General features: G+C 71.8%; 14 protein-coding genes, 1 tRNA gene, 1 pseudogene and 1 riboswitch. Of the genes and pseudogenes, 14 read left to right on the forward strand and 2 right to left on the reverse strand.

Features of this window, described 5'->3' with window-relative positions; genetic code table 11:
• A pseudogene (locus PU704_RS16665) lies at nt 1–95 on the forward strand (polyphosphate kinase 2); the annotation flags it as partial.
• A 72-nt stretch (nt 96–167) separates the two neighbouring features.
• On the opposite strand, the gene PU704_RS16670 reads toward PU704_RS16665, so the two are convergent.
• A complete protein-coding gene (locus PU704_RS16670; RefSeq protein ID WP_082157441.1) occupies nt 168–503 on the reverse strand; it encodes a hypothetical protein in 336 nt (111 codons plus the stop codon).
• On the reverse strand, nt 500–1705 hold the full coding sequence (locus tag PU704_RS16675; RefSeq protein WP_277552094.1) for a pyridoxal phosphate-dependent aminotransferase: 1206 nt from the start codon (nt 1703–1705) through the stop codon (nt 500–502). The genes PU704_RS16670 and PU704_RS16675 overlap by 4 nt, the downstream gene beginning before the upstream one ends.
• Nucleotides 1706–1992: 287 nt before the next feature.
• Here PU704_RS16675 and PU704_RS16680 point away from each other — a divergent pair.
• The 13 genes from PU704_RS16680 to PU704_RS16740 all read left to right on the forward strand — a co-directional run bounded on the left by PU704_RS16680 (nt 1993) and on the right by PU704_RS16740 (nt 20257).
• Nucleotides 1993–2065, forward strand: a tRNA-Trp gene (locus PU704_RS16680).
• A gap of 109 nt (nt 2066–2174) precedes the next feature.
• Nucleotides 2175–2447, forward strand: coding sequence for a preprotein translocase subunit SecE (secE, locus tag PU704_RS16685; RefSeq protein WP_047803896.1), 273 nt, complete (start codon nt 2175–2177; stop codon nt 2445–2447).
• A gap of 77 nt (nt 2448–2524) precedes the next feature.
• Nucleotides 2525–3316, forward strand: coding sequence for a transcription termination/antitermination protein NusG (gene nusG / locus PU704_RS16690; RefSeq protein ID WP_047803897.1), 792 nt, complete (start codon nt 2525–2527; stop codon nt 3314–3316).
• 146 nt (nt 3317–3462) lie between these two features.
• A complete protein-coding gene (gene rplK, locus PU704_RS16695) occupies nt 3463–3894 on the forward strand; it encodes a 50S ribosomal protein L11 (protein WP_047803898.1) in 432 nt (143 codons plus the stop codon).
• 88 nt (nt 3895–3982) lie between these two features.
• Entirely contained in the window at nt 3983–4687 is a 705-nt protein-coding gene (gene rplA / locus PU704_RS16700; RefSeq protein ID WP_047803899.1) for a 50S ribosomal protein L1, read from the forward strand.
• 117 nt (nt 4688–4804) lie between these two features.
• A complete protein-coding gene (locus tag PU704_RS16705; RefSeq protein WP_277552095.1) occupies nt 4805–5953 on the forward strand; it encodes a GNAT family N-acetyltransferase in 1149 nt (382 codons plus the stop codon).
• 307 nt (nt 5954–6260) lie between these two features.
• Nucleotides 6261–6785, forward strand: coding sequence for a 50S ribosomal protein L10 (gene rplJ, locus PU704_RS16710; protein WP_062734975.1), 525 nt, complete (start codon nt 6261–6263; stop codon nt 6783–6785).
• A gap of 96 nt (nt 6786–6881) precedes the next feature.
• Entirely contained in the window at nt 6882–7265 is a 384-nt protein-coding gene (gene rplL / locus PU704_RS16715; protein ID WP_047803902.1) for a 50S ribosomal protein L7/L12, read from the forward strand.
• 120 nt (nt 7266–7385) lie between these two features.
• A riboswitch (glycine riboswitch) is annotated at nt 7386–7493 on the forward strand.
• A 163-nt stretch (nt 7494–7656) separates the two neighbouring features.
• The gene (gene gcvP / locus PU704_RS16720; protein ID WP_277552096.1) at nt 7657–10509 is read left to right on the forward strand and encodes an aminomethyl-transferring glycine dehydrogenase; all 2853 of its coding nucleotides are present in this window, start codon (nt 7657–7659) and stop codon (nt 10507–10509) included.
• The gene (gcvT, locus tag PU704_RS16725; RefSeq protein WP_277552097.1) at nt 10506–11615 is read left to right on the forward strand and encodes a glycine cleavage system aminomethyltransferase GcvT; all 1110 of its coding nucleotides are present in this window, start codon (nt 10506–10508) and stop codon (nt 11613–11615) included. The genes gcvP and gcvT overlap by 4 nt, the downstream gene beginning before the upstream one ends.
• Nucleotides 11616–11860: 245 nt before the next feature.
• Entirely contained in the window at nt 11861–15370 is a 3510-nt protein-coding gene (gene rpoB, locus PU704_RS16730; protein WP_277552098.1) for a DNA-directed RNA polymerase subunit beta, read from the forward strand.
• A gap of 62 nt (nt 15371–15432) precedes the next feature.
• Entirely contained in the window at nt 15433–19317 is a 3885-nt protein-coding gene (locus tag PU704_RS16735) for a DNA-directed RNA polymerase subunit beta' (protein ID WP_075871087.1), read from the forward strand.
• Nucleotides 19318–19480: 163 nt separating this feature from the next.
• On the forward strand, nt 19481–20257 hold the full coding sequence (locus PU704_RS16740) for an IclR family transcriptional regulator (RefSeq protein ID WP_277552099.1): 777 nt from the start codon (nt 19481–19483) through the stop codon (nt 20255–20257).
• Nucleotides 20258–20269 lie beyond the last annotated feature (12 nt).

The following is a 20269-nucleotide window of genomic DNA, read 5'->3' on the forward strand; positions in this document are numbered from 1 at the left end:
TGGACCAGTTCGACTACGAGGACAAGGACCCGGCGGTGGTCTATCCGCCCGACCCGCTGATCGTCCGGCGCGGCCGCGACGCCGTGGGCGACTGAGCCCCGGCCCGGCCGACGACGACGCCGCCCGTCCCCGGGGAGGGGACGGGCGGCGTCGCGGGTCGGCGCGGCTCAGCGGCCGGGACGGTCCACCAGCACGGCGTTGGCGGCGGCGTTGACGGCGGTGACGGCCAGCACCGAGGGCCAGGCGCCGATCCGCTTGGCCAGCGGGTGCGAGAGCCCGAAGCCCAGGACGTAGAGCCCACCGAGCGCGGCCGTGGCCGCCGGGCCGCCGCGGTGCCACCACGAGTGGGCGGCCGCCGCCCCCGCGGCGGCCAGCACGGCCCCGCCCAGGGGGCGGACGCCGGTCGCCCGGGCGGTCGCGTAGCCGCCGATCAGCCCGCCGGTCACGAGCACGGCGGCGGGCACCGACTCCGCCGCGGCCACGGCGCCGTCGAGGGCGCTCACGCGGCGCTCCCCAGGAACTCCTGGAGCCGGCGCAGGCCCTCGGCGAGGTCGTCGTCGCCCAGGGCGTAGGACAGCCGCAGGAAGCCGGAGGGCCCGAACGCCTCGCCGGGCACCACGGCGACCTCGGCCCGCTCGAGGATCAGCTCGGCCAGCTCCGCCGAGGTCTGCGGCACGGCGTCGTCGAAGCGGCGGCCGAGCAGCCCGCGCACGTCGGCGTAGGCGTAGAAGGCGCCGGTGGGCACGGGGCACTCCACGCCCTCGACGGCGTTCAGCGCCTCCACCATGGTCCGGCGCCGGCGGTCGAACGCCTCCCGCATCCGGTGGGCCTCGTCGAGGGGCCCGGACACCGCGGCCAGCGCCGCGCGCTGGGCGACGTTGTTGACGTTGGAGGTCAGGTGGGACTGCAGGTTGGTGGCGGCCTTCACCACGTCCGGGGCCGCGATCATCCAGCCCACGCGCCAGCCGGTCATCGCGTAGGTCTTGGCCACGCCGTTGAGGATCACCACCCGGTCGCCCAGCTCGGGCACGGCGGCGGCGATCGAGGTGAACGGGACGCCGTCGTAGGTGAGGTGCTGGTAGATCTCGTCGGTGAGCACGAAGATCCCCTTCTCGGCCGCCCAGCGGCCCACGGCGGCGGTCTCCTCGGGGGAGTACACCGCGCCGGTGGGGTTGGACGGGGAGCAGAACAGCAGCGCCTTGGTGCGCTCCGTGCAGGCCTCCTCGAGCAGCTCCGGGGTGACCTTGTAGCCGAGCTCCGGGCCGGCGAAGACCTCCACCGGGTTGCCGCCGGCGAGCTTGATGGCCTCCGGGTACGTGGTCCAGTACGGGGCGGGGAGCAGGACGTCGTCGCCCTCGTCCACGACCGTGGCGAAGGCCTGGAACACGGCCTGCTTGCCGCCGTTGGTGACGAGCACCTGCGAGGGCTCCACGGCGTACCCGTCGTCCCGCGCGGTCTGCTCGGCGACCGCCTTCCGCAGCTCGGGCAGGCCCGCGGCCGGCGTGTACCGGAAGTTGGCCGGGTCCTGCAGGGCCGCCGCGGCGGCGTCCACGATGTACTGCGGGGTGGGGAAGTCGGGCTCCCCGGCCCCGAAGCCGATCACGGGGCGGCCGGCGGCCTTGAGCGCCTTCGCCTTGGCGTCCACCGCGAGCGTCGCGGACTCTGCGATGGCGCCGACGCGCCGGGAGATGCGGGATGCGGTCATGACCGGGGGCCTCCTGGAAGGGGGAACGGACGGGCGCCGCCGTGCGCGGCGGCGGCGGTGCGGACCTGCCCCATGCTACTCGGGGCCGCCCGGGGGCCCGGGGGCGGGGCGCGCCGCCGTTCCCGGGCGGATTGCACCGGCGCGCCCCGGTCCCCTAGGATGGACGACTGGTGTCATCGACGCCTGCCCGGGCGCGCCGTCGCGGCGGTGCCGGGTGGTAGAGTCGGTGACCGGGTCCGAGCGATCGAGGCCGGCGTGCGCACGCCGGTCGAGGCCGTGAGGCGCGAAGGGCAGTGGCGCAATTGGTAGCGCAGCGGTCTCCAAAACCGCAGGTTGCAGGTTCGAGTCCTGTCTGCCCTGCTCCAGTCCGGAGCGGATCCGGCGCCCCCTCCGGGGGGCGCCGGGCCCGCACGGCGACGGCGGGCCGGCAGCACCGCACGGCCCGCACGAGTCCACACAGGGAGAGCCGATGTCGCAGACCACCGCCGGCAGGGCGTCGGGCCAGCCCCCGGGGCAGGGCGCCGAGAGTCCTCGCGGCATCTTCGGGCGCCTGTTCCTCTTCCTGCGCCAGGTCGTCGGGGAGCTCCGGAAGGTCGTCACCCCCACGCGGCGCGAACTGGTGAACTACGTGCTGGTCGTCCTCGTGTTCGTCGCGTTCATGATGGTGCTCATCTCCGTCCTGGACCTCGCGTTCGGGCAGGCCGCGCTGTGGATCTTCGGGCAGGGCGACGCCGCCGGATGACCCGGGCGGCGCACGGACCGCGCACGGCGACCGTGGCCCAGCAGAGCACGACATCCACGACAGAACAGGGAGATCCAGTGACCGAGCACGAGCTCGAAAACGGCACCGAGGCACCGGCCGAGGTCGACCAGCAGGCCCCGGCGCTGCCGGAGTCCGAGTCCTCCGTGCAGGAGGAGGACTTCGCGGCCGCCCACGCCCCGGAGGAGTCCGCGGCGGCACCCCTCGCCGAGGAGGCGCCCGTTCCGGACGAGGCCCCCGCGGTGGACCCTGTCGAGGAGTTCAAGTCCAAGCTGCGCCGCCAGGAGGGTGACTGGTACGTCATCCACACCTACGCCGGCTACGAGAACCGTGTGAAGACGAACCTCGAGACCCGCATCCAGTCCCTCAACATGGAGGAGGACATCTTCCAGATCGAGGTGCCCATGGAAGAGGTCGTCGAGATCAAGAACGCCCAGCGCAAGGTGGTCCGCCGGGTGCGGATCCCCGGCTACGTGCTGGTGCGCATGAACCTCACCGACGCCTCCTGGGGCGCGGTGCGCCACACCCCGGGCGTGACGGGCTTCGTGGGCCAGGACGCGTACAACCCCGTCCCCCTGCGCCTGGACGAGGTCTTCGAGATGCTCAACCCGGTGTTCGAGGCCCCGCAGGGCGCCGGCGGCGAGGCCGCCGCCCAGCCGAGCGCGCAGCCGCAGATCGACGTCGACTTCGAGGTCGGGGAGTCCGTGATCGTCAAGGAGGGCCCCTTCGAGACCCTCCCCGCCACCATCTCCGAGATCAAGGTGGAGTCCCAGCAGCTCGTCGTCCTCGTGTCGATCTTCGAGCGCGAGACCCCCGTCACCCTCGGCTTCAACCAGGTCTCCAAGATCTGACCCGGCGGGCGCGACCGCCCGCCCACCGTTCCCGTCCCCGCGGCGCATGCTTCGCCGCCGGGGCCGACCGGCCGCCGCGCCACGGCGGCCACCCGCCGTCGTACGCTCCTGTGCGCCGGTACGTCCAGCAGAAGAAGGACCAGCACATGGCTCCCAAGAAGAAGAAGGTCTCCGGCCTCATCAAGCTGCAGATCCAGGCAGGCGCCGCCAACCCGGCGCCCCCCGTGGGCCCGGCCCTCGGTCAGCACGGCGTCAACATCATGGAGTTCTGCAAGGCCTACAACGCGGCCACGGAGTCCCAGCGCGGCAACATCGTCCCCGTGGAGATCACGGTGTACGAGGACCGCTCGTTCACGTTCGTCACCAAGACCCCGCCCGCCGCGCAGCTCATCAAGAAGGCCGCCGGCGTCGCCAAGGGCTCCGGCGTCCCGCACACCCAGAAGGTCGGCAAGCTCACCATGGACCAGGTCCGGGAGATCGCCGAGACCAAGAAGGAAGACCTCAACGCCAACGACATCGACGCCGCGGCGAAGATCATCGCCGGCACCGCCCGCTCGATGGGCATCGAGGTCGAGTGATCAGCCTCGGCTGACACCACCCACCGTTATTGACGTGGCAGGACCGAGCGCGGTCCGCAGACCACAACTGCACAAGGAGAAGAAGCAGATGGCAAAGCGCAGCAAGGCATACCAGGCGGCAGCGGCCCGGATCGGCGAGGGGCTCTACAGCCCGGCCGAGGCCGTGGCCCTGGCCAAGGAGATCGACACCGCCAAGACCGACTCCACCGTGGAGGTCGTCCTCCGGCTCGGCGTGGACCCCCGCAAGGCGGACCAGATGGTCCGCGGCACGGTCAACCTGCCCAACGGCACCGGCAAGACCGCCCGCGTCGTCGTCTTCGCGACCGGCGACAAGGCCGCCGCCGCGGAGGAGGCCGGCGCCGACCACGTGGGCTCCGACGACCTGATCGCCCGCATCCAGGGCGGCTGGACCGACTTCGACGCCGCCGTGGCGACCCCGGACATGATGGGCAAGGTGGGGCGCCTGGGCAAGGTGCTCGGTCCGCGCAACCTCATGCCGAACCCGAAGACGGGCACCGTCACCATGGACGTGACCAAGGCCGTCAACGACATCAAGGGCGGCAAGATCGACTTCCGCGTCGACAAGCACTCGAACCTGCACTTCATCGTGGGCAAGACCTCCTTCGAGGTCGAGAAGCTGGCCGAGAACTACGGCGCCGCGCTCGAGGAGATCCTGCGCCTGAAGCCCTCCGCCTCGAAGGGCCGCTACATCACCAAGGCGACCGTCTCGACCACGTTCGGCCCGGGCATCCCGGTCGACCCGAACGCCACCGAGGTCGTCGTCGGCGCCTGACGCCGCACACCGGGCCCCAGCGGGCCCGCACGGGGGGCCCGGCCGCAGCGGCCGGGCCCCCCGTCGTTCCACCCACGCGAGCCCGGGGGCACCGCCGCCCTCCGGAAGGGAGTCCCCGTGATCGAGCACCCCCCAGTGCGGATCGAGCAGATGCGCATCCCCGACGACTTCGACGACGCCGCCCAGGAGCTGCTGGGCCGGGTCGCCGGTCTCGTGCGCCGGTCCCGTCAGCACGTGTGGGGCATCTCGGACCTCACGGGCGACGCGCAGGAGCTCTACCGGGACCTGCTGGACCCCTTCGAGCGGGTCGTGGTGCTGCTGGCCTGGGCCGGGGACCGGCTCGCGGGCCGGGCCGAGGTGCGCATGCCCCTGGTGGCCTCCACCGGGACCGCGCACATCACCGTCGACGTGGACCCCGACGTCACCTCGCAGGGCACGGGCAGCGAGCTGCTCGGCGCGGCCGAGCAGCTCGCGGTGGGCGAGTCCCGCCGGCACCTGCGGATCCAGACCGAGCACCCCGGCCCGGAGGAGATCCAGGGCGACGGCAGCGTGACCGGGGTCTTCCCCGTGATCACCCCGGGGATGGTCGAATGGGTCGACGCCGCGGACGGCTCCGGCCGCCTGCCCGTCTCCAACCGGCAGACCCGCTTCGCCCTCCACGCCGGGTACCGGCTGGAGTCGGTCAGCGACTTCGGCGTCCTGGAGGTCCCCCTGCCGCCGGCCCGCGTGCAGGCCCTGCTGCGCGAGGTCGCGGCCTCGCCGGCCCCGGAGGCGTACCGCATCCACGTGTGGACCGGGCCCGCCCCCGAGGAGCGGCTCGACGAGCTCGCCGCCCTGCACTCGCGGATGGCCGCCGACTCCTTCCTGGCCCCGGTGGAGGCCGACCCGGAGCCCTGGGACGCCGAGCGGGTGCGCCGCACCGAGCAGCTGCGCGCCGAGGCCGGCAACGTGTCCCTGGTCGCCGTCGCCGAGCACGGGACCACCGGGCACCTGGTCGGGATGACCGAGATCGTCCTGGCGGGGGAGGACCCGGTGATCGGGATGCAGGACGAGACCGTGGTGCTGCGCGAGCACCGCCGCCGGTGGCTCGCCACCCGTCTCAAGCTCGCGAACCTGCAGCAGCTCGAACGGCTGGCCCCGGCCGTGCGCACCGTGTACTCGTGGTCCCACAGCGGCGACGACCGGATGAGCCGGGTCAACCACCGCCTCGGCTTCCGGGTCGCCGGGCGCAGCGGCGTGTGGTCCCGGGAGTTCCCGGCGGCCTGACCGCCCGGGGACGGAGCCGCTTCGCGCGGGCGGCGCCGATTTGGCGGCCCCGGGGCCCTCGGGTAGGGTGGGCTGTACCAAAGACCGCCGGTCGTGTTCTCCCTGCCTCGTGCGCTCCCGTTCAGGAGCGTGCGGAACGGGGAGCAGCCGTAAGAGTTCCGCCAGGAACGGCCAGCGCAGGTGAACCAGCACGGCGAGCACGCCCCGGACCAGGGGTGGGCCGCGGAGCCCCGGGCATCTGCGCGGGGCTTTTTCTGTGCCCGGGCCCTTCCGGCAGCGGCCGGCATCGAAGACCGGAAGGAGTACCATGGCGAACCCGGAAAAGGCAGCCGCGGTCGCCGAGTTGAAGGAACTGTTCTCCAACTCGGACGCCGCTGTCCTGACTGAGTACCGCGGCCTCACCGTGGCCCAGCTCAAGGAGCTGCGCCGCTCGCTCGGTGAGAACGCCGAGTACGCCGTGGTGAAGAACACGCTGACCGCGATCGCGGCCAAGGAGATGGGCATCGACGCGTTCGACGGCCAGCTCGCCGGCCCGAGCGCGATCGCCTTCATCTCGGGGGACCCCGTCGAGGCCGCCAAGAGCCTGCGTGACTTCGCCAAGGCGAACCCGCAGCTCGTCGTCAAGGGCGGTTACCTCGAGGGCAAGGCCCTCAGCGAGGCGGAGATCAAGCAGCTCGCGGACCTCGAGTCCCGCGAGGTGCTGCTGGCCAAGGTGGCCGGTGCCGCCCAGGCGTCCCTGTCCCAGGCCGCGGCGCTGTTCCAGGCCCCGCTGTCCAAGACCGTCCGTACGGCCGAGGCGCTGCGCGCCAAGGTCGAGGAGCAGGGCGCCTGACCAGCACCCCGCCGCGAGGCACATTCTCACCACGGAACCAGACCGTCCCGCGCCGACGAACCCGGCCGGGGCACACCATCGAAAAGGAGCCACACCATGGCCAAGCTCACCACCGCTGAACTGATCGACGCGTTCAAGGAGCTCTCCCTCATCGAGCTCTCCGAGTTCGTCAAGGCCTTCGAGGAGACCTTCGACGTCACCGCCGCCGCCCCCGTGGCCGTCGCCGGTGCCGCCGCTCCGGCCGCCGCCGCCGAGGAGGCCGAGGAGCAGACCGAGTTCGACGTCGTGCTCGAGGCCGCCGGCGACAAGAAGATCCAGGTCATCAAGGAGGTCCGCGCGCTGACCTCCCTCGGCCTCAAGGAGGCCAAGGACCTCGTGGACTCGGCCCCCAAGGCCGTCCTCGAGGGCGCCAACAAGGAGGCCGCGGACAAGGCCAAGGAGGCCCTCGAGGGCGCTGGCGCCACCGTCACCCTCAAGTAGGACCCTCCCGGAGGCGCCACGGCGCACCCGATCCCACGAGGCCCCGGACGCACGGCGTCCGGGGCCTCGTGCCGTGCCCGCCGGGGTGTGGGACACTGGAGGCACAACCACATCGGCCGCCCACCCGCAGCGGGAGAGTCCGCCGCCGTCCGCCCCCGGACGGCCGGCGGCGCCGAAGGAGCAAATCCTCCCCGGGAATCTCTCAGGCACCCGTACCGCTGCGAGCAGGCCACTCTGAAGAGGTCAACCGCCCCCGGCCACCGGCCCCGGGCGGGGACCACCGACGGTGCAAGCCGGCCCTGCGCGGAGCCGGTGAAAACTCTCAGGTCAGCGAACAGAGCGGGGAGGGTCGGACGGGCCCCACCGGGCCTCGAACCACGAGGAGCTGACCTTGTCCTTCCTTCCACGCCACCTCGGACCGGACGCGGCCGAGACCGGGATCATGCTCGAGACCGTCGGCGCGGCCGACCTCGACGAGCTCGTCGCCCGCGCGGTCCCCCGCAGCATCGCCGGCGACGAGCCCCTGCGGCTGCCGGAGCCCATGTCGGAGCACGAGGCGCTCACCGCCCTGCGCCGGATCGCGGCGAAGAACCGGGTGATGACCCAGATGATCGGCCAGGGCTACGCCGAGACCGTCACCCCGCCCGCGCTGCGCCGCAACATCCTCGAGAACCCCGCCTGGTACACCTCCTACACCCCGTACCAGCCGGAGATCTCCCAGGGCCGCCTCGAGGCCCTGCTGACCTTCCAGAACGCCGTCATGGACCTCACCGGCCTCGACCTGGCCAACGCCTCCCTGCTCGACGAGGCCACCGCCGTGGCCGAGGCCGTGCTCATGATGCGCCGCGCCAACCGCAGGTCCGGCAGCCGCCGCGTCGCCGTGGACTCCCGCACCCTGCCGCAGACCCTCGCCGTGCTGCGCGGGCGCTGCCGGGCCGTGGGCATCGACCTGGTCGTCGCCGACCTCGCCGAGGGCCTGCCCGAGGGCGAGTTCTTCGGCGTGGTCCTGACCCAGGTCGGCGTCGACGGGGACGTCGCCGACCTGGCGGAGCGCACGGAGCAGGCCCACGCGCAGGGCGCGCTGGTGGCCGTCGCCACCGACCTGCTGGCCCTCACCCTCCTGCGCTCCCCGGGGGAGCAGGGCGCGGACATCGCCGTCGGCTCCGCCCAGCGCTTCGGGGTGCCCCTGTTCTTCGGCGGGCCCCACGCCGCGTTCATGGCCTGCCGCAAGGGCCTGGAGCGCAATCTGCCCGGTCGCCTGGTGGGCGTCTCGGTGGACTCCTCCGGCCGGCCGGCCTACCGCCTGGCGCTGCAGACCCGCGAGCAGCACATCCGCCGCGAGAAGGCCACCTCCAACATCTGCACGGCCCAGGCGCTGCTGGCCATCGTCGCCGGCGCCTACGCCGCGTACCACGGCGCGGACGGGCTGCGCGCCATCGCCGAGCGCGTGCACGGGCTCGCCGCGCGGCTGGCCGAGGGGCTCTCCGCCGCCGGGGTGCCGGTGGTGCACGGCACGTTCTTCGACACCGTCCTGGCCGAGGTGCCCGGCCGCGCCGACGCGGTCGTCGCGGCCGCCGCCGAGCGCGGCGTCAACGTCCGCCGGGCCGACGCCGACCACGTGTCCGTCTCGGTGGGGGAGCCCCACGACGAGCGCGACGTGGACGCGGTGCTGGCCGCCTTCGGGGCCTCCGCCCCCGCGGACGGGACCGCCGGCTGGGACCTGCCGGCCGCGCTGCTGCGCACCGACTCCTACCTCGCCCACCCGGTGTTCACCCTGCACCGCTCCGAGACCGCGATGATGCGCTGGCTGCGCTCCCTCGCGGACAAGGACCTGGCCCTGGACCGGACCATGATCCCGCTGGGCTCCTGCACCATGAAGCTCAACGCGGCGGCGGAGATGGAGCCCATCAGCTGGCCCGAGTTCGCCTCGATCCACCCGCTGGCCCCCGAGGAGCAGACCGTCGGCTACCGGGAGCTCATCGCCCAGCTGGAGTCCTGGCTCGCGGAGATCACCGGCTACGCCGCCGTGTCCGTCCAGCCCAACGCCGGGTCACAGGGGGAGCTCGCCGGTCTGCTGGCGATCCGCCGCTACCACCTCTCCCGCGGGGACGACCGGCGCACCACCATCCTCATCCCGTCCTCCGCCCACGGCACCAACGCGGCGTCCGCGGTGCTCGCCGACCTGAAGGTCGTGGTGGTGGCCACGGCCGCGGACGGCTCCGTGGACCTGGACGACCTCGACGCGAAGATCGCGGCCGTGGGGGACGAGCTCGCGGGGATCATGATCACCTACCCCTCCACGCACGGGGTGTTCGAGGAGCAGGTCACCGCCGTCTGCGCGGCCGTGCACGACGCCGGCGGGCAGGTCTACGTGGACGGCGCCAACCTCAACGCCCTCATGGGCCTGGCCCGTCCCGGCCGCTTCGGCGGGGACGTCTCCCACCTGAACCTGCACAAGACCTTCTGCATCCCGCACGGCGGCGGCGGGCCCGGGGTGGGGCCGGTGGCGGTCGCCGAGCACCTGGTGCCGTTCCTGCCCGAGGACCCCGCCGCCGCGGACGCGGGCGCGGGCGCCGAGACCTTCCCCGTCTCCCAGGCCCGCTACGGCTCCGCCGGGGTGCTGCCGATCTCCTGGATGTACATCGCCATGGCCGGCGCCGAGGGGCTCACCGCGTCCTCGCGCACCGCGATCCTCAGCGCCAACTACGTCTCGGCCCGGCTCGCGGACGTCTTCCCGACGCTGTACACCGGCCCCGGCGGGCTCGTGGCCCACGAGTGCATCCTCGACCTGCGCCCCCTCACCAAGGCCTCCGGGGTCACCGCCGAGGACGTGTGCAAGCGGCTGGTCGACTACGGCTTCCACGCCCCCACGCTCGCGTTCCCCGTGGCCGGCACCCTCATGGTCGAGCCCACCGAGTCGGAGAACCTCGCCGAGCTGGACCGCTTCGTGGCCGCGATGCGCTCGATCCACGCCGAGATGCAGGCCGTGGCCGACGGCGAGGTGGCGCTCGAGGACTCCGTGCTCCGCCACGCCCCGCACACCGCGGAGGTGCTCACGGCCGACTCCTGGGAGCGCGCCTACCCGCGCTCCCAGGCCGCCTACCCCCTGCCCGAGCTGCGGCTGGCGAAGTACTGGGTGCCCGTGGGCCGGGTGGAGAACGCCGCCGGGGACCGCAACCTGGTCTGCAGCTGCCCGCCGATCGAGGCCTTCGCCTCGGCCGCGCCGGCGGAGGCCGCCCGATGAGCCCCCGCACCACGCCGCTGGAGGCCGCCCACCGGGAGGCCGGTGCCGTGAGCACCGACTTCGGCGGCTGGCAGATGCCCCTCAAGTACGGCAACGACGTCGCCGAGCACCACGCGGTGCGCCGGGCCGCCGGGGTCTTCGACCTGTCCCACATGGGCGAGATCGCCGTGGAGGGCCCGCACGCGGCCGCGTTCCTGGACGCGGCGGTCGTCGCCCGGATGAGCGCCGTGACCCCCGGCCGGGCGAAGTACTCGCTCCTCGTCGACGAGGCCGGCCGGGTCCTGGACGACCTCATCACCTACCGCCTGGCCGAGGACCGGTTCCTGGTGGTGCCCAACGCGGCGAACACGGCGACCGTGCTGCGGGCGCTGGAGGAGCGCGCGGACGGCCACGACGTCGCGGTCGAGGACCGCACGGAGGCCACCGCCCTGGTGGCCGTCCAGGGCCCCGCGGCCCAGGACACGCTGCTCGCCGCCGGCTGCGCCGACCCGGACGCCGTGCGGGAGCTGGGGTACTACGCCTGCACGACCACCGAGGTCGCCGGGGCGCCCGCGCTCGTGGCCCGCACCGGGTACACGGGCGAGGACGGCTTCGAGCTCTACGTGGCCCCCGAGCACGCGCGCACCGTGTGGGACGCGCTGCTCGCGGCGGGGGAGGACCGCGGGGTCGTGCCCGCCGGGCTCGCCGCCCGCGACTCGCTGCGCCTCGAGGCGGGGATGCCGCTGTACGGCCACGAGCTCGGCCCGGACATCACGCCGTTCGAGGCCGGGCTGGGCCGGCTCGTGGAGGCGGCGCTGCGGAGCAAGGGCGATTTCGTGGGGCGGGCGGCGCTCGAGGAGCAGGCGGACGCGCCCCCGGCCCGGGTGCTGGTGGGCCTGCGGGGGCTCACCCGCCGCCCCGTCCGGGCCGGCAACACGGTGCTCGCCGGGGACGAGACGGTCGGCGAGGTCACCAGCGGCGTCCCGTCACCGACCCTCGGCCACCCGGTGGCCATGGCCCTCGTGCGGCCGGCGGCGCTGGAGGCCGGGGTCCCGCTCGAGGCCGACGTGCGGGGCCGCCGCGCCCCCGTGGAGGTCGTCGGGCTGCCCTTCTATCGCCGCAGCTGAGACGCACGGCACGAAATTCCTCATCCTACGGCCGGTGGGCGCCCGCGTCCACCGGCCGGGTGGACAGACCGGCCACTCCGGCCTATGCTAGATATTTGCGTTGTCCCTCATTCTGCGTGCCTTCATATAGCGGTGGGCACCCCCGGGGCGCGAACCAGCGGCTCAGCGCGCTGGCCCGCGCACACCCGTAACCCCGATCTCGGGAACTGCGCGATTCAACTGCAGGTCTGTGGAAGGAATCCATCTTGGTCGCCTCGAGCACCGATTCGAACGTAACCGCTAACCGCCCGGCCGACGGGAACCTCCCGCGCCGCATCTCCTTCGCCAAGATCCACGAACCGCTGGACGTGCCGAACCTGCTGGCCCTCCAGACGGACAGCTTCGACCGTCTCGTCGGCAACGAGCGCTGGCAGGCCCGCGTCCAGCAGGCCGTCGAGAGCGGCGAGCAGGGCATCGCCCGCACCTCCGGGCTCTCCGACATCTTCGAGGAGATCTCCCCGATCGAGGACTTCCAGGGCACCATGTCCCTGTCCTTCTCGGAGCCGGAGTTCTACGAGCCCAAGTACACCATGGACGAGTGCAAGGACCGGGACGCCACGTACTCGGCGCCCCTGTACGTCAAGGCCGAGTTCATGAACAACAACACGGGCGAGATCAAGCAGCAGACCGTGTTCATGGGCGACTTCCCGCTGATGACCGAGAAGGGCACCTTCGTCATCAACGGCACCGAGCGTGTCGTCGTGTCCCAGCTCGTCCGCTCCCCGGGCGCCTACTTCGAGCGCGGCCAGGACCGCACCTCGGACAAGGACATCTACTCCGCCAAGATCATCCCCTCCCGCGGGGCCTGGTTCGAGCTGGAGATCGACAAGCGCGACCAGGTGGGCGTGCGCCTGGACCGCAAGCGCAAGCAGTCCGTCACCGTGCTGCTCAAGGCCCTGGGCTGGAGCGAGTCCCGCATCCTCGAGGAGTTCGGGGAGTTCGACTCGATCCGCGCCACCCTCGAGAAGGACACCGTCGACTCGCGCGAGGACGCGCTGCTGGACATCTACCGCAAGCTGCGCCCGGGGGAGCCCCCCACGGTCGACGCCGCGCAGGCGCTGCTGGACAACATGTACTTCAACGCCAAGCGCTACGACCTCGCCAAGGTGGGCCGCTACAAGATCAACCGCAAGCTGGGCCTGGACAAGGCGTTCGAGGACGAGGACGCCTCGGTGCTGTCCGTCGACGACATCGTCGCGATGATCCGCTACCTCGTGACCCTGCACGCCGGCGGCGGCACCATCCAGGGTGTGCGCAACGGCGAGGCCCGGGAGATCGTCGTGGACGTCGACGACATCGACCACTTCGGCAACCGCCGCATCCGCGCGGTCGGCGAGCTGATCGAGAACCAGATCCGCACCGGGCTCTCCCGCATGGAGCGGGTCGTGCGCGAGCGCATGACCACCCAGGACGTGGAGGCGATCACCCCGCAGACCCTGATCAACATCCGTCCCGTCGTGGCGGCGATCAAGGAGTTCTTCGGCACCTCGCAGCTGTCGCAGTTCATGGACCAGAACAACCCGCTGGCGGGGCTGACCCACAAGCGGCGCCTTTCCGCGCTGGGCCCCGGCGGTCTCTCCCGCGACCGCGCCGGCATGGAGGTCCGTGACGTCCACCCGTCGCACTACGGCCGCATGTGCCCGATCGAGACCCCTGAGGGCTCCAACATCGGCCTCATCGGCTCGCTGGCGACCTACGGGCGGATCAACCCGTTCGGCTTCATCGAGACCCCGTACCGCAAGGTCGTGGAGGGCGTGGTGACCGACGACGTCGAGTACCTCACCGCCGACGACGAGCGCGGCGTCACGATCGCGCAGGCCAACGCCCCGCTGACCACCGACAACCGGTTCGCCGAGGACGCGGTCCTCGCGCGCGCCGCCGACGGCTCGGGCGAGGCCGTGCTGGTCGACCCGACCGCCGTGCAGTTCATGGACGTGTCCCCGCGGCAGATGGTGTCCGTGGCGACCGCGCTCATCCCGTACCTCGAGCACGACGACGCCAACCGCGCGCTCATGGGCGCCAACATGCAGCGCCAGGCCGTGCCGCTGCTCGAGTCCGAGGCCCCGCTCGTGGGCACCGGCATGGAGCGCTACGCGGCCCTGGACGCCGGCGACTCGGTGCTGGCCCGCAAGGCCGGCGTGGTCGAGGAGGTCTCCGCCAACCTGGTGCGCGTGCTCAACGACGACGGGACGACCACCGTCTACCCGATCAACAAGTTCACGCGCTCCAACCCGGGCAACACCTACAACCAGCGCGTGATCGTCTCCGAGGGCGAGCGCGTCGAGGAGCGCTCGGTCATCGCCGACGGCCCGTCCACGGACCAGGGCGAGCTGGCCCTGGGCAAGAACCTGCTGGTGGCCTACATGTCCTGGGAGGGCCTCAACTACGAGGACGCGATCATCCTCTCCCAGCGGATGGTCTCCGAGGACGTGCTCACCTCGATCCACATCGAGGAGCACGAGATCGACGCCCGCGACACCAAGCTGGGCGCCGAGGAGATCACCCGGGACATCCCCAACGTGTCCGAGGAGGTGCTGTCCGCCCTCGACGAGCGCGGCATCATCCACATCGGCGCCGAGGTCCAGGCCGGCGACATCCTGGTCGGCAAGGTCACGCCCAAGGGCGAGACCGAGCTCACCCCGGAGGAGCGGCTGCTGCGCGCGATCTTCGGCGAGAAGTCCCGCGAGGTGCGCGACACGTCCCTGAAGGTGCCCCACGGCGAGTCCGGCACCGTCATCGGCGTGCGCGTCTTCGACCGCGACGACGAGGACGACGACCTGCCCGCGGGCGTCAACCAGGTGGTCCGGGTGTACGTGGCGCAGAAGCGCAAGATCACCGACGGCGACAAGCTCGCCGGCCGGCACGGCAACAAGGGCGTCATCTCGAAGATCCTGCCGCTGGAGGACATGCCGTTCCTGGAGGACGGCACCCCGGTGGACATCATCCTCAACCCGCTGGGCGTGCCCGGCCGCATGAACCTGGGGCAGGTCCTCGAGGTGCACACCGGCTGGCTGGCCAAGCAGGGCTGGAACATCGAGGGCGACCCCGAGTGGCTGGACCGGCTGCCGAACTTCCCGAAGCAGTCGGGCCCCACGAACGTGGCGACCCCGGTGTTCGACGGCGCGCGCGAGGAGGAGATCTTCGACCTCCTCGACCACACCAACCCGACCCGCGACGGCGTGCGCCTGATCGACCGGTCCGGCAAGGCCCGGCTGTTCGACGGACGCTCCGGCGAGCCGTTCCCCGACCCGGTGTCGGTGGGCTACCAGTACATCCTGAAGCTGCACCACCTGGTCGACGACAAGATCCACGCGCGCTCGACCGGCCCGTACTCCATGATCACCCAGCAGCCGCTGGGCGGTAAGGCGCAGTTCGGCGGCCAGCGCTTCGGCGAGATGGAGGTCTGGGCGCTCGAGGCGTACGGCGCCGCCTACACGCTGCAGGAGCTGCTGACGGTCAAGTCCGACGACGTGCACGGGCGCGTGAAGGTCTACGAGGCCATCGTCAAGGGCGAGAACATCCCCGAGCCGGGTGTTCCCGAGTCCTTCAAGGTGCTCATCAAGGAGATGCAGTCGCTGTGCCTGAACGTCGAGGTGCTCTCGGCCGACGGCAACACCATCGAGATGCGCGATTCGGATGACGAGGTCTTCCGGGCGGCCGAGGAACTGGGCATCGATCTCTCGCACTCCGAGCCCAGCTCGGTCGAAGAGGTCTGAGACCCTCCGTTCCACCCCCGACGAGACGTCAAACTTTCCAGAGAAAGAGATAAAGGACCCTCATGTCCAACGAATCTTCACTTGGCCTCATGCGGATCGGTCTTGCCACCGCGGAGGACATCCGGACCTGGTCGTACGGCGAGGTCAAGAAGCCGGAGACCATCAACTACCGCACGCTCAAGCCGGAGAAGGACGGCCTGTTCTGCGAGAAGATCTTCGGCCCCACCCGGGACTGGGAGTGCTACTGCGGCAAGTACAAGCGGGTGCGCTACAAGGGCATCATCTGCGAGCGCTGCGGCGTGGAGGTCACCCGTGCCAAGGTGCGCCGTGAGCGCATGGGCCACATCGAGCTCGCCGCTCCCGTGACCCACATCTGGTACTTCAAGGGCGTGCCCTCGCGGCTGGGCTACCTGCTGGACCTCGCCCCGAAGGACCTCGAGAAGGTCATCTACTTCGCGGCGTACATGATCACCTCGGTGGACGAGGACGCCCGCCACGACGACCTGCCCAACCTGCAGGCCGCCGTGGACCGGGAGAAGGCCCAGATGGAGGCCACCCGCGACGCCGACATCGCCGCGATCGCCCGTGACCTCGAGACCGAGCTCGGCCGCGTCGAGGAGGAGGGCGGCAAGGCCGCGGAGAAGCGCAAGCTCCGCGACTCCGCCGACCGCCAGATGGCCAACGTGCGCAAGCGCGCCAACCTGGAGATCGACCGCCTCGAGCAGGTCTGGGACCGCTTCAAGAACCTCAAGGTCAACGACCTCGAGGGCGACGAGGCGCTCTACCGCGTGATGGTGGACCGCTACGGCATGTACTTCGAGGGCTCGATGGGCGCCGAGGCGATCAAGAAGCGCCTGGAGACCTTCGACCTCGAGGCGGAGGCCGAGTCCCTGCGCGAGACCATCGCCACGGGCAAGGGCCAGCGCAAGACCCGTGCCCTGAAGCGGCTGAAGGTCGTCAACGCGTTCCTGACCACGGACAACTCCCCGCTGGGCATGGTCCTGGACGCCGTCCCGGTGATCCCGCCGGAACTGCGCCCCATGGTCCAGCTCGACGGCGGCCGCTTCGCCACCTCGGACCTCAACGACCTCTACCGGCGCGTGATCAACCGCAACAACCGCCTCAAGCGGCTGCTGGACCTCGGCGCCCCGGAGATCATCGTCAACAACGAGAAGCGGATGCTCCAGGAGGCCGTGGACTCGCTGTTCGACAACGGCCGCCGCGGCCGCCCGGTCACCGGGCCGGGCAACCGTGCGCTGAAGTCGCTGTCCGACATGCTCAAGGGCAAGCAGGGCCGGTTCCGCCAGAACCTGCTCGGCAAGCGCGTCGACTACTCGGGCCGCTCGGTCATCGTGGTCGGCCCGCAGCTGAAGCTGCACCAGTGCGGCCTGCCCAAGCAGATGGCGCTCGAGCTGTTCAAGCCGTTCGTGATGAAGCGGCTCGTGGACCTCAACCACGCGCAGAACATCAAGTCGGCCAAGCGGATGGTCGAGCGCTACCGCCCCCAGGTGTGGGACGTGCTGGAGGAGGTCATCACCGAGCACCCCGTGCTGCTCAACCGTGCCCCCACCCTGCACCGTCTGGGCATCCAGGCGTTCGAGCCGCAGCTCGTCGAGGGCAAGGCCATCCAGCTCCACCCGCTCGTGTGCGGCGCGTTCAACGCCGACTTCGACGGCGACCAGATGGCCGTGCACCTGCCCCTGTCCCCGGAGGCCCAGGCCGAGGCCCGCATCCTGATGCTGTCCTCGAACAACATCCTGAAGCCCTCGGACGGCAAGCCGATCGCCCTGCCCTCGCAGGACATGATCATCGGCCTGTACCACCTCACCACCGTCCGCGAGGGCGAGGTGGGGGAGGGCCGCTCGTTCTCCTCCGTGGCCGAGGCGATCATGGCCCACGACGCGGGCAAGCTGCACCTGAACGCCCTGTGCCGGATCGAGCTGGACGACTTCGTGCCGTTCGAGGGCTGGACCGCACCCGAGGGCTGGGAGCCGGGCCGTCCGGTCCTGGTGGAGACCACCCTGGGCCGCGTGCTGTTCAACGACACGCTGCCGGAGGACTACCCCTGGGACGAGGCCGTCGCGGACAAGAAGCACCTGTCCGCGCTGGTCAACGACCTCGCGGAGCGGTACCCGATGGTGACCGTGGCGCACACGCTGGACGAGCTCAAGGACGCCGGGTTCCACTGGGCGGCCCGCTCGGGCGTGACCGTGGCGATCTCCGACATCGCCACCCCGCCGGAGAAGCCCGCCATCATGGAGGGCTACGAGGCGCAGGCCGCGAAGATCCAGGGCCAGTACGACCGCGGTCTGATCGACGACGACGAGCGCCGCTCGGAGCTCATCGACATCTGGACCAAGGCCACCGACGAGGTCGCCGAGGCCATGCAGGCCAACCTCTCGCCGCTGAACACCATCAACCGCATGGTGTCCTCCGGCGCCCGAGGCAACTGGATGCAGGTCCGCCAGATCGCCGGCATCCGCGGGCTCGTGTCCAACCCGAAGGGCGAGATCATGCCCCGCCCGATCAAGTCCTCGTACCGCGAGGGCCTGTCGGTGCTGGAGTACTTCATCGCGACCCACGGTGCCCGCAAGGGCCTGGCCGACACCGCGCTGCGCACGGCGAACTCGGGCTACCTGACCCGTCGTCTGGTGGACGTCTCCCAGGACGTCATCGTGCGCGAGGCGGACTGCATGACGGAGCGCGGCCTGAACCTGCCGCTCGCCGACGTGGCGGAGACCGGTGCGCGCACCCTGCACGAGGACATCGAGAACACCGTGCACGGCCGCGTGCTCGCGGTGGACGCGGTGGACGCGAACGGGGAGATCCTCGCCTCGGCCGGCACGGACCTCTCCGACCCGCTGATCCACGCGCTGTTCAACGGCGGGATCGACACGGTGCGCGTGCGCTCCGTGCTGACCTGCGAGTCCGCGGTCGGCGTGTGCGCGGCGTGCTACGGCCGCTCCCTGGCGTCCAACCAGCTCGTGGACATCGGCGAGGCGGTGGGCATCATCGCCGCGCAGTCGATCGGCGAGCCGGGCACCCAGCTCACGATGCGCACCTTCCACACCGGTGGTGTGGCGTCCTCGGACGGTGACATCACCCAGGGTCTGCCCCGCATCCAGGAGCTCTTCGAGGCCCGCACGCCCAAGGGCGTCGCGCCGATCTCGGAGGTCGCCGGGCGGGTGAGCCTCGAGGACACCGAGAAGTCGCTGAAGGTCGTCGTGACCCCGGACAACGGGGACGAGGCGATCGGCTACCCGGTGCTGCGCCGCGCCAAGCTGCTCGTCACCGAGGGCGACCACGTCGAGGTCGGCCAGCAGCTGGTCTCGGGCGCCGTCGACCCCAAGGAGGTGCTGCGCATCCGCGGTCCGCGGCAGGCGCAGAAGCACCTCGTGGACGAGGTGCAGCGCGTGTACCGCTCGCAGGGCGTGGGCATCCACGACAAGCACGTGGAGGTCATCGTGCGGCAGATGCTGCGCCGCGTGACGATCATCGAGTCCGGCGAGACGGACCTGCTGCCGGGCGAGCTCGTCGAGAACGTCCGCTTCCTGGAGGCCAACCGGAAGGCGGTGGCCGAGAGCACCCGGCCCGCCGCCGGCCGACCGGAGCTGATGGGCATCACCAAGGCCTCGCTGGCCACCGACTCGTGGCTGTCGGCCGCGTCCTTCCAGGAGACCACCCGCGTGCTCACGCAGGCGGCCATGGAGGGCAAGTCCGACCCGCTGGTGGGCCTCAAGGAGAACGTGATCATCGGCAAGCTGATCCCGGCCGGCACCGGGCTCGCGCGGTACAACAACATCGACGTGGAGCCGACAGACGAGGCGAAGGCCTCGCTGTTCACGGAGCCGGGGGCGTTCTCGGACTTCAGCTACGCGGAGGAGAACTCCGCGCCGGCCGAGTTCCAGGCGATCCCGCTGGAGGACTACGACTTCGGGTCCAACTGAGGTCGGCGTCCTGCCAGGGACGTGATCACGCGGTGATCAGCACGGCAGCCCCGCCCCGGAGGAGCACCTCCGGGGCGGGGCTGCCGCCGTTGCACGGCAGGGCGCACGCCGGGCGCGCCGCCCGGCGTGCGCCCTCCGCCTCCGGAAAGGAACCAGCAGGACCATGGCCAACTCACCCAGCGGGGAGTCCGTGCTCGAGCGCGCGGACCGCATCCTCGCGGCCTTCACGGCGGAGGAGCCCCGGCTGACCGGGGCCGGCATCGCCGCCCGCACCGGACTGCCCCCGGCCACGGCCCACCGCCTGGTGCGGGAGATGGCCCGCCGGGGGTGGCTCGACCGCGTCGAGGGCGGGCGCTACGTCGTCGGCACCCGGCTGTGGGAGCTGGCCAACCGCTCCTCCCGGGAGCTCGGCCTGGCGCAGGCCGCCCGCCCGTTCATGGGGGACATCCACGCGGTGCTGCGCCAGCACGTGCAGCTCGGCATCGTGGAGGGCCGGGAGGTGCTGCTGGTGGAACGGCTGTCCCACCCGCGGGCGGTGCCCGTCCGGTCCGCGGTGGCGGGACGGCTGCCCCTGCACCTGTCGGCCACGGGGCTGGTGCTGCTGGCCCACGCCGCCGAGGAGTTCCGGGAGAGCTACCTCGAGGGCCCGCTCCCCGCGCTCACCGAGCTCTCGCCCACGGACCCGGGGGTGCTCGCGGAGGAGCTCGCCCGCATCCGGAGCGCCGGGCACGCCCTGCAGACGGGCTACCTCGAGACGGACACGGCCGGCATCGCCGTCCCCGTGCGCGGCCGGGGCGAGCAGGTGGTGGCGGGGCTGGGAGTGATCACGCCCGCCGGCGACCCCGCCGCCCGGGCCGGGGCCATCGTCCAGGCCCTGCACACCGCGGCGCACGGCATCCGGCGCACGCTGCGGCAGACCCGCCGGGACACGGCCGACTGAGCGGCCCGCTCC

The organism is Kocuria oceani (assembly GCF_029524215.1).
GTDB classification, from domain to species: domain Bacteria; phylum Actinomycetota; class Actinomycetes; order Actinomycetales; family Micrococcaceae; genus Kocuria; species Kocuria oceani.